The 9879-nt window shown below is 66.8% G+C and carries 7 protein-coding genes; 1 reads left to right on the top strand and 6 read right to left on the bottom strand.

The window, feature by feature from the left end; all coding sequences use genetic code 11:
• Positions 1 to 147: 147 nt before the first annotated feature.
• The 6 genes from BRAS3843_RS38135 to BRAS3843_RS38110 all read right to left on the bottom strand — a co-directional run bounded on the left by BRAS3843_RS38135 (position 148) and on the right by BRAS3843_RS38110 (position 8899).
• Positions 148 to 1401, bottom strand: a complete 1254-nt coding sequence (locus BRAS3843_RS38135) for an arsenic transporter (RefSeq protein WP_008974653.1) — start codon at positions 1399 to 1401, stop codon at positions 148 to 150.
• Positions 1402 to 1430: 29 nt separating this feature from the next.
• The gene (locus tag BRAS3843_RS38130; RefSeq protein WP_008974652.1) at positions 1431 to 2717 is read right to left on the bottom strand and encodes an MFS transporter; all 1287 of its coding nucleotides are present in this window, start codon (positions 2715 to 2717) and stop codon (positions 1431 to 1433) included.
• Positions 2718 to 2766: 49 nt separating this feature from the next.
• On the bottom strand, positions 2767 to 3435 hold the full coding sequence (locus tag BRAS3843_RS38125; protein ID WP_008974651.1) for a hypothetical protein: 669 nt from the start codon (positions 3433 to 3435) through the stop codon (positions 2767 to 2769).
• Positions 3436 to 3532: 97 nt separating this feature from the next.
• On the bottom strand, positions 3533 to 4903 hold the full coding sequence (locus tag BRAS3843_RS38120; RefSeq protein WP_008974650.1) for a sigma-54 dependent transcriptional regulator: 1371 nt from the start codon (positions 4901 to 4903) through the stop codon (positions 3533 to 3535).
• Positions 4888 to 6339 (bottom strand): HAMP domain-containing sensor histidine kinase, encoded by a 1452-nt coding sequence (locus BRAS3843_RS38115; protein WP_008974649.1) that lies wholly within the window; start codon positions 6337 to 6339, stop codon positions 4888 to 4890. The genes BRAS3843_RS38120 and BRAS3843_RS38115 overlap by 16 nt, the downstream gene beginning before the upstream one ends.
• Positions 6340 to 6424: 85 nt before the next feature.
• Entirely contained in the window at positions 6425 to 8899 is a 2475-nt protein-coding gene (locus BRAS3843_RS38110) for a PAS domain S-box protein (RefSeq protein ID WP_008974648.1), read from the bottom strand.
• A 244-nt stretch (positions 8900 to 9143) separates the two neighbouring features.
• Here BRAS3843_RS38110 and BRAS3843_RS38105 point away from each other — a divergent pair.
• On the top strand, positions 9144 to 9879 hold a 736-nt coding region (locus BRAS3843_RS38105; protein ID WP_035984170.1), incomplete at its 3' end, for a putative zinc-binding metallopeptidase.

Genomic DNA, 9879 nt, shown 5'->3' with positions numbered 1-9879 from the left:
TGTGATGGGGCGAGGCCTCGGCCGCACTCTTTCGGTGGCGCAGCGCTCGTGTCCCGGACGCGGTGCAGCACGCAGTGCTGCTCCGCTGAGCCGGGACCCAGTCGCGTCGTGATCGATTGAGTTCATTTCGATCGATATGTGTCGGCCTCACCACATCGCGGCCGCCAGTGCTGCCAACAGTGCTGGCGGCGTTGCGATGAGCCCGATTTTCAGGAACTGCCAGGCGCTGACCTCGATCTTCTCGCGGCGCAGCGCGGTCAGCCACAGGATGGTGGCGAGCGATCCCGTCACGGAGATGTTGGGGCCAAGGTCGACGCCGATCAGGACGCTGCTGATCACCTGGCGCGGCAGATGGTCGCTGGCCGCCACCGACCCCGCGACGAGGCCGACCGGCAGGTTGTTGGCGATATTGGTGGCAATCGCGGTGACGAGGCCGGAGGCCCAGGCGGTGCCCGCCGGCGACTGCGCCACACCCTGATGCAGCCAGTCGCTGAGCTGCCCGATCGCGCCGATCCGGCCCAGCGCCTCCACCATCACGAACAGGCCGGCGACCAGCGGCAGCACGCCCCAGGACACGCCCTTGACGATCGGCCAGGGCGATTGCCGGCTGATCAGCAGGATCGCGGCGGCGGTCACCACGCCGCAGATGAAGGTCGGCAATCCCAGCTGGACATCGAGCGCTGATGCCGTCAGCAGCACGGCTGCGATGGCGAGAATGCCGAGCGCGGCGAGCCGGCCCTCATGGCTGAGATGGGGCTTCTCGACGTCAGCCCTGATCGTCTCCTCGTTCAGCGCGCGGCGCTGGGTCAACCGCAGGGCCGCATAGGTCAGCACGATGGCAGCGATCGAGGGCAGGGTGAACTGGCGCAGCCAGTCCAGAAGGTGCGGCATGCGCGCGCCGAACACGACCAGATTGGCCGGGTTGGAGATCGGCAGCACGAAGCTCGCGGCATTGGCGATGAAGGCGCAGACGAACAGATAAGGCAACGGCGAGGCGCCGGCGGCGCGGGTGGCGGCATAGACCGCCGGCGTCAGCACGATCGCGGTGGCGTCATTGGAGAGCAGCACGGTGACGAGCGTACCGACCGCATAGACGAGCAGGAACAGCCGCTGTGGCGAGCCGCGCGCGTGCTCGACCGCGTAGGCGGCGAGATAGTCGAACAGGCCCTCGCGGCGGGCCAGCTCGGCAATCAGCATCATGCCGATCAGGAACAGATAGACGTCGACACCCTTGCGGATGCCGGCCAGCGCATCGTTGGGCGGCAGCAGGCCAAGCGCCACCAGGGCGATCGCGCCGGCTGCGGCCCAGATAGCCTCCGGCCAGCGGAAGGGTCGGATGATCACGCCGGCGGTTGCGGGGAGGATGATGCTCCAGGCGAGCAGGATCTCGTGGGAAGGCATTGGTCAGTGCAAGGTTTCGACAGGAGGGGTCATTCGGCAGCGATAGCGGAAGGCGACGGCGGTGTCTGCCGGTTTCGGTCCGTCGCGGCGACGGTATCCCGCGTCTCCGGAAGCCACAGCCAGCAGACCGCCAATCCGACCGCAGCGATCGCGCCAAGCGCCAGGAACGCCGCGCTATAGCCGGCCTTTACGACGACCAGGCCGGCCAGCGCGGTCGACAGCGCTGCACCGATGCTCTGCGCGGTGATGACTGCGCCCTGCGCCACGTTGAAGCGGCCGGTATTGCGCATCAGGTCGGCGACGATCACCGGCATGATGGCGCCGAAAATGCCGGCTCCGATGCCGTCGAGCAGCTGTACGCCGACCAGCCAGGCCTTGTTGTCGGACAGCGTGTAGAGCACGGCGCGCAGCGGCAGGATCGCAAGCGCGGCAAGGAAGAAGCGCTTATGGCCCCAGCCGTCGGCCTTGCGGCCGACCAGCATCGCCATCGGCACCATCACCACCTGCGCGGCGGCGATGCAGGCCGACATCAGGCTGGTGCCGAGATTCTTGTCCTGCAGCGCGAGCTTCTGGCCGACCAGCGGCAGCATCGCCGCGTTGGCAAGGTGGAACAGGGCGACGCAGATCGCAAAGATCAGCAACGGGCGGCAGGTGAGGAGGACGCTGAGCCCTGAAGGCTGCTTTCCGGTCTCATCATCGGCGCCCTGCTGTCGTGCCTGCAGCCCACGCGCCAGATCGTGATCGATCGCGCGTTCCGGGATCAGCAGCAAGCTTGCGAGGCTGCCTGCGGCCATGACAGCCATCAGATAGAACACCGCCGTTGGCCCGAGCGCATAGGCGGCGGCGCCGGCGATGAGCGCCGCGACGGCATTGCCGGCGTGATTGAAGCTTTCGTTGCGGCCGATCCGTGCGGTGAAGGCGCGGTGACCGACCACGCCGAGCGAGACCGCGGCGATCGCCGGCGGGAAGATCACGCCGGCCGCATGCGCGATGCTCTGGGAGATCGTCACCGGCCAGAAGCCCGACATCACCGGCAGCAGCAGCGAGGCCACGGTGACGACAACAGCAGCGGTGGCCATCACCAGCCGCTTGGTCCTGGTCGCGTCAACCAGCGCGCCGGCCGGGGTCTGGGCGAGGATGCCGGCAATCGTGGCCACCGACATCGCCACGCCGATCGAGGCCTCGTCCCATTTCTGCTCGGTGAGCAGATAAATCGCGAGATAGGGGCCGAGGCCGTCGCGCACGTCGGCGAGGAAGAAGTTGGCGGCGTCGAGCGCATGGCCGGCGCGCGTCTTCGCATTGGCGTCCTGCGACATGGCTGGTCTCGGTCGCTTGGTGCTGGTGTTCGGCTCTCCGCACGCCACCTCAGGCATGCGCATCATGATCGTGGTCGCGCTTCGGCTTGTGCTTTGGGTCGTGCTTGGGCTTGCCGGGTCCGCCGTGCTTGTGCTTCGGACCGTGCTTGTCCGGTTTGCCGTGCTTCAGCGGCTTGAGCGCGTCCGGCGCTTTGCCGGCCTCCTTGGCATGGATGACCCGGCCGAAACGGGTCTCGATGCCGTCGCCGCGCACCGCAAGCCGGGCACCTGGCGCAAGCAGGTCGGCGACCTCTTCGGCCTCCTTGGGACCGATCCGCACCGCCGTGCCGTCGCTCAGTAGCGCGCCGCGGAGCTCGCCCTTCGGACCGAACAGCGACAGCCGCACCGTCCCCTCGGCTTCCATCTTCAGATGCCCATGATGCGGATGCTCGCGCTCATGATCCGGCCCCTGGTCGATGATGCGCCGGCCGTCCTTCGCGGTGACTGCCACCGCCGCGAGCAGATCGGCGCCGCGCGGTTTCACACCATGGACATGGACACGGTCGCCGGGTTGGACGTGCCGCGTCAGCTCGTCCTCCATATGCGGGGGTGTGTGAACGAGGATGGCGCCGTTTGCGCCGGTCATGACGAAGCCATCGACCTCGCCATGAGGATTGAGGACGAAGCGTTCGACGGTGCCGCTCACTTCGGGCAGGCTGTCGGGGTCAATCCAATGCATGCTGTTCTCCTGGGGGCGTTGACCCAGGTTTCTTCGCAACCGCCGTGCCAGGCAGCCGGGCGTGGAAATTCAAGAGGTTGCAGCGGGGTGGGGCGGCCTAATCGTCACCTTTCGCGACGGCGGCCGTCGGATTTCCGGACGCCTCGCTGTCGATGAGGCCATAACGCTGCATCTTGGCGTAGAGCAGCTGCCGGTTGATGTTGAGGCGACGCGCCGCTTCGGTGCGGTTGCCGGCGCAAGCCTCGAGCGCGCGGCGGATCATGCGCGCTTCAAGCTGCGCCACGGCCGTCGGCAGGTCGCTCGAGGCAACAGCTTCGTCATCATCCACACTGAGCGTCGCACCACCGAGGTCAAGATCCTCGGCGGCAAGCACGGGGCTGCGCGTCAGCACGCAGGCGCGCTCGATCACGTTCCTGAGCTCACGTACATTTCCGGGCCAGGAATATTGGCGGAGCTTCTCGATGGCGGAGCTCGCAAGCCGCGGCGGCGAGCGCCCGGCTGTCGCCAGCAACAGGAAATGCTCTGCCAGCGGGACGATGTCGTCGGTTCGATCGCGCAGCGGTGGCAGCTCGATCGGCACCACATTCAGCCGGTAATAGAGATCCTCGCGGAAATCGCCTGACGCAACGAGCCTGGCCAGGTCGCGATGCGTCGCTGCGACCACGCGGGCGCCGACCCGCACCGGTTTGCCGCCGACCGGCGTGATCACGCGCTCCTGCAGCGCGCGCAGGATCTTGGCTTGCATCGCCAGCGGCATGTCGCCGATCTCGTCGAGGAACAGCGTGCCATCGCCGGCATCACGGAATGCGCCGGCGCGATCGGCGGCGGCCCCGGTGAAAGACCCCTTCACATGACCGAACAGCTCGCTCTCGAGCAGCTCCTGCGGGATCGCCGCGCAATTCACCGCGACGAAAGCAGCGTGGCTGCGGCGGCTGTGGACGTGCAACGCGCGCGCGACCAGCTCCTTGCCGGTGCCGGTTTCGCCGCGGATCAGCACGGTGGCTTCTGCATCCGCGGCGAGCCCGATCTGCTTCTGGACGCGCCGCATCGCTTCGCTCGATCCGATCAGGCCTTCGGCTGTGATCGTGGTCTGGACAGAGTCGGGCGAAGCGCGTGGCGGCAGGCTCTCGAGCAGGGACCTCAGCGCCTCACGCCCGATCGGTTTGACCAGATGGTCGAAGGCGCCGAGCCGCATCGCCTCGATGGTGTTGTCCGGACTAGCATAGGCGGTGAGCACGATGACCGGCGGCGCATCCTCGCGCGCGCGGATCCGCCTCAGCACCTCGATGCCGTCCATGCCCCCGGGCATGCGCAGATCGAGCAGCACCGCATCGGTATCCTGCGAGACCGCGGCCAGCGCCTCGCGGCCTGACGCAGCGGTGCGAACCAGATGGCCGAGATCGGTCAGTGTCTCCGCGAGGCCCTCGCGCAAGGCCGCATCATCATCGACGATCAGGACGGTTGCCATGGCAGATCGATCTCAAAACGGGTGCCTGTTGGGGTCTCGGTGAGCTGCGCCTCGCCGCGATGGGCGCGCGCAATCTCGCGCACGATCGCGAGACCAAGGCCCGTGCCTTCTGCGCGGGTGGACGCGAAAGGCTCGAACAGCCGGTCCCTGATCTCAGCGCTGATGCCTGCGCCGGTATCGGTCACCCGAAGCAGCAGCCGGTCATCGCGCCGCGCCGCTTCGACGACGACCTCACCGCCTGAAGGCGTGTTCTGAATCGCGTTCAGGATCAGATTGTCGAGTGCGCGCTGCACCTGGCCCGGATCGAACTGCACGGACCGGCCAGCGGGCTGGTCGGTCTCCGCGCGCAGGGCAAGGCCCTTCCGATCGGCAAGCTCGCGATGGGCTTCGACCGTCGCCTGCAGGAAGGCTGAGAGATTGACCGGCCGCAGTTTAGGCTGCCCCGTGTGGGTCATTTCGAGCAGGTCGCGCAGCAGCGCGTCCAGCCGCGCGACCTGCCGCAGGATCGCCTCGAGCGCGGAGGTCGTTCGCATCTCGTCGCGCGCGGCGAGGGCGTTCTCCGCCTTCAACCGCATCGCTGCGATCGGATTGCGGATCTCATGCGCCAGATTGGCCGATAATCGTCCGACCGCGGCAAGCCGTTCGGCCGCCGCCGCGCGCCGGCGCTCCAATGCGAGCCGGCCGCCGGCGTCGTTGACGGCATCGACCAGCCTGTCGAGCTCGCGCTCGCCGGTATGTGGCAGGCGCGGTAGATCGGCCGGATCGTGCGGCTTGCCGAGCGTGACTTCCAGCAGCGCGATGCGGCGCGACCAGGCGTATAAGACCCAGGCCAGCCACAGCGCCGAGCCGAAGATGGTGAGCGCGAGCACCGTCAGGCCGGCCAGCAAATGATGATAGGCCGGCCCTTCCGCCGTGATCGCGCGCGTCATGGTCCAGGCGGTCGCGTGCGGCAGGGGACCTTGCAGAGGACAGGCGTGGACGATCAGCGTCTGCGAGCGGCCGGGCTGGCGGATCACTGCAGGACGGCCGCTTTGCACGGCTTCCGCATTGACCTGCCGGATCGTGTTCAGCTCGGCGACGGGAAGATCAGTCTTAGGGCCGGTGCCTTCATAGGTCGGAAAAGCATAAGCGAGCGAGCCGGCGTCAGCCTGCCAGATGCCGCCTTCGACGCCGGGCTCATTGGCGAGCGCGGCCTGGACCTCGGTGAGCAGCTGTTGTTTCAGCGCGTCGTCGACCTGCGCGCCGCTCCGGCCGGCAACGAAGGCCTGATAGCGGTCGGCGATGTCACGGCAGCCGCGCAGCACGAGATCCTCCGCACGCGCGACGCGCGCGTTCGATGATTGCTGGTAGGACTCGATCAGAAGGTAAGCGGTCGCAACGCCGGAGATTGCCAGCATGATCCAGAGGGCTGACAGCCGGGAGCGAAGGGAGCGCATCGGACTTTCGCGCTTGAAAGAGATATCGCAAAGCAACGTCAGCGCGCACGTTTGGTTCCGGCTCGGGAACGACGGCTTGCGCCACTCAGCGCGAGGACGGCTTCTCCGCCATTGCCTTGCGTAAGATGCGCGACAGCGATTCCACCGAATACGGCTTCTTGATCAGCTCGAAGCCGCGATGGGCGTTCTCCGCGAGCACATGGCTGTAGCCCGAGGTGAGAACGACGGGCAGGCCGGGATAGCGCTCGCGGATGATGCCCGCGAGCTCGACCCCGTTCATGCCGGGCATGATCACATCGGAGAAGACGAGATCGACTGCGAACTCGTCCTGGGCCAGGATCGCGAGCGCGTCGTTGGCATTGGCGACGCGCCGGACCACATAGCCGAGATCTTCCAAGAGCTCGGTGGAGAAGCGGCCGACCTCGTCATTGTCCTCGACCACGAGCACGCGATAGCCGCGGCCGATGGTGGCCGGTTCGTTGCGGATCGCGTTCGCCTCGGCGTCGGTCTGCGGCGCTGCTGCCTGCGGGAGATAGATGGTGAAGGTCGCGCCCTGGCCGGGCCGGCTTGCCACCGCAATGTCGCCTTCGGACTGCTTGGCGAAGCCGAAGGCTTGGCTGAGGCCGAGGCCGGTGCCTTTGCCGACCTCCTTGGTCGTGAAGAACGGCTCGAAGATCGCGGTGAGGTGCTCCGGCGCGATGCCGGAGCCGGTGTCCGTCACCGAGATCGCGATGAAGGCGCCTGGCCGCGGCGGCTGGCCGCGTTGGGAAGGGATCAGGTCGGCGCGGCGCACCGCGATCTGGAGCTGGCCTTCTCCCTCCATCGCGTCGCGCGCGTTGACGGCGAGATTGATCAGCGCGGTCTGGAATTGCGCGACGTCGGCGAGCGTGAACAGATGGCGGTCGGGCACCGCGACGTCGATCAGAATGCGGCTTCCGACCAGTGGGCGGATCAGTCCTGCGACGTTCTCCACCTGCTCGCCGACATTGAACACCTGCGGGGTCAGCGGCTGGCGCCGGGCAAAGGCCAAAAGCTGCGCCGTCAGCTTGGAGGCGCGTTCGACCGTTTCGGCGATCGCATCGACATAGCGGCGGCGCCGCTCTTCAGGCAGATCACGCCGCCGCAGGAAGTCGGTGGCCGAGCGGATGATCGTGAGCAGATTGTTGAAGTCGTGCGCGACCCCACCGGTGAGCTGCCCGACCGCCTCCATCTTCTGCGACTGCCGGAGCAATTCCTCGCCCTGGATGCGCTCGGTGATGTCGACGGCCTCGGCGACCGCGCCGGTGATCGCGTCATGCTGGTCGAACAGCGGACGCATCGAGAATTCGAAATGGCGCTCGCCGCTCGGCAATTGCAGACGCATCTCGCTGCGGACCGTCTCGCCTGTGAGCACGGCGGTAAACGCCTTGCGCACGATGTCGGGCACGCCGTTGGTGGTGATGAACCACGGCGCGTCCCAGAACGGCTGGCCGATCACGTTGCCGGCGTCCGCGCCCATGCCGGTCAACGCGGTCTTGTTGATGTGCAGAACATTGCCGGCGACGTCGAGAATGGCCTGATACTGATTGCTGGTCTCGAAGATGGCGCGCATCCGCGCCTCGTTGGCTTCGAGCTGCGCGGTGCGCTCCCTGATGCGCTGCTCCAGCGTCTCGTTGATGCGCCGCAGCTCGATCTCGGCCTGCTTGGCCGTGGTGATGTCATGGGCAACGCCGATGAAGCCGACATGCTTGCCCGTCGGGTCCCAGCGCGGTTGCGATTCCGAGCGCAGCCAGCGCCATTCGCCGTCGGCGCGGCGATAGCGCGCCTCCAGCACGAATGGCTTCAGCGAGGATTCGCCCGCGATCTGCTCTGTCAGAATGCGGGGCAGGTCGTCGGGATGCAGCACCTTGCGCCAGTCGAACACCAGCGCGTCCTCGTAAGGCTGGCCGAGGAAGTCGACATAGGCCTGGTTGACGAACGAGCGGGTGCGATCGAGCTTGGTCACCCAGATCGGCACCGGCGCGGAATCGGCGATCAGCCGGAAGCGGTGCTCGCTTTCGCGCAGCTTGGCCTGGGCCAGCATCTGGTCGGTGATGTCGATATGCGCGCCGACCAGGCGCAGCGCGCGGCCGCTCCGGTCGCGTTCGATCTCTGCGATCACGCGGATCCACCTGACCTCGCCGTCATTGGGGCGGATGATGCGGTATTCGGCGGTGTAGTCTTCAGCGGTGCCCTTCACCGCATTGATGAACTGCTGTTCCGCCTGCGCGCGGTCCTCAGGATGAAGCCGCTTGACCCAGTCTTCATGGGTTTCGTTGGCCGCCTCCGGGGGCAGGCCGTGAATGATCAGATATTCGGGCGAGCGGCGATTGCGGAAGCCGTCGCGCAGGTCGACTTCGACCCCGCCAACCCGGCCGATGCGCTGGATGCGCGCAAGCTCCGCCTCGCGCGCCTGCAAAGCATGGTAGGCTTCGTCGCGGTCGCGGGCGAGCTCTTCGAGGTGCTGGCGGAGTTCGGCCGTGGCAGCGCCACCGGGATCGTGATCGTGCAGGACGTCATGAGGAGCGTCCGGGCGGGTCATTGGCACCTGCGTTATCGGTCTTGGAGCCAGCAATCACTTTGAGCAATGGACCGGCGGTGAAGCGGGAGCGTGGCAACATTGGGATGGAGGAAGGTCAATCGATCTGCAGATGAAGGCGAGCCGGTCGACGTCGGCGCGTGATGAGAACGTGGGGCTGCAGAAAAAGTTCCGGCTCCCCCGGGAACGACTGATAGGGTCGGGCGTCGTCAGGCGCTGAACAACCGCAACGCGCTGGGAGTACGCCGTGAAGCTGTTCGTTTGCCAGGCCTGTCAGAACATCCTCTATTTCGAAAATCGCGTCTGCCAGCGTTGCGGCCATCAACTTGCGTTCATGCCGGAGCGGCAGATCCTGTCGGCGATCGAGCCGGCGGCCAACGGCTTTCGGACCTTGGCGGACAACACGGACGGCCGCTTCTTCTGCGCTAACGCCGAGCATGATGTCTGCAACTGGCTGCTCGAACCAGGCGAGAGCGCGGGCTTTTGTCGCGCCTGTCGTCACAATGGCACCATTCCGAATCTCTCGGACCCCGCTCAGCTCGCCGGTTGGCGGGAGCTGGAGGTGGCCAAGCACCGGTTGTTCTATTCGCTGATCCGTTGGCAGCTGCCGGTGAAGACGCGGATCGAAGACCCGCAGCATGGCCTGATCTTCAACTTCCTGGCCGACGGTCCTGACAGCCATCAGCGGGTCCTGACCGGCCACGACAACGGACTCATCACCATCGCGCTCGCGGAGGCCAATGATATCGAGCGCGAGCGGCGCAGGCTCGAAATGGGCGAGCCCTATCGCACCTTGCTCGGTCATTTCCGCCACGAGGTTGGCCATTATTTCTGGGACGTGCTGGTGCGCGATGCCGGCAAGCTCGAGGCGTGCCGTGCCGTGTTCGGCGACGACAGTCAGGACTACGGTGCCGCGCTCCAGCGCCATTATGACCAGGGCCCGCCGGCCGATTGGCAGCAGAATTTCGTCTCGGCCTACGCGG

It is taken from the genome of Bradyrhizobium sp. STM 3843 (assembly GCF_000239815.1).
Taxonomy (GTDB): Bacteria; Pseudomonadota; Alphaproteobacteria; order Rhizobiales; family Xanthobacteraceae; genus Bradyrhizobium.
The sequence above is the reverse complement of the archived record's forward strand: the minus strand, read 5'-3'. Positions and strand labels throughout refer to the sequence as shown.

Bases quoted from the DNA above. Each gene is read 5' to 3' on its own strand.
- BRAS3843_RS38130 (WP_008974652.1), bottom strand. From the start codon at position 2,717: ATGTCGCAGGACGCCAATGCGAAGACGCGCGCCGGCCATGCGCTCGAC.
- BRAS3843_RS38125 (WP_008974651.1), bottom strand. From the start codon at position 3,435: ATGCATTGGATTGACCCCGACAGCCTGCCCGAAGTGAGCGGCACCGTC.
- BRAS3843_RS38135 (WP_008974653.1), bottom strand. From the start codon at position 1,401: ATGCCTTCCCACGAGATCCTGCTCGCCTGGAGCATCATCCTCCCCGCA.
- BRAS3843_RS38110 (WP_008974648.1), bottom strand. From the start codon at position 8,899: ATGACCCGCCCGGACGCTCCTCATGACGTCCTGCACGATCACGATCCC.
- BRAS3843_RS38120 (WP_008974650.1), bottom strand. From the start codon at position 4,903: ATGGCAACCGTCCTGATCGTCGATGATGATGCGGCCTTGCGCGAGGGC.
- BRAS3843_RS38115 (WP_008974649.1), bottom strand. From the start codon at position 6,339: ATGCGCTCCCTTCGCTCCCGGCTGTCAGCCCTCTGGATCATGCTGGCA.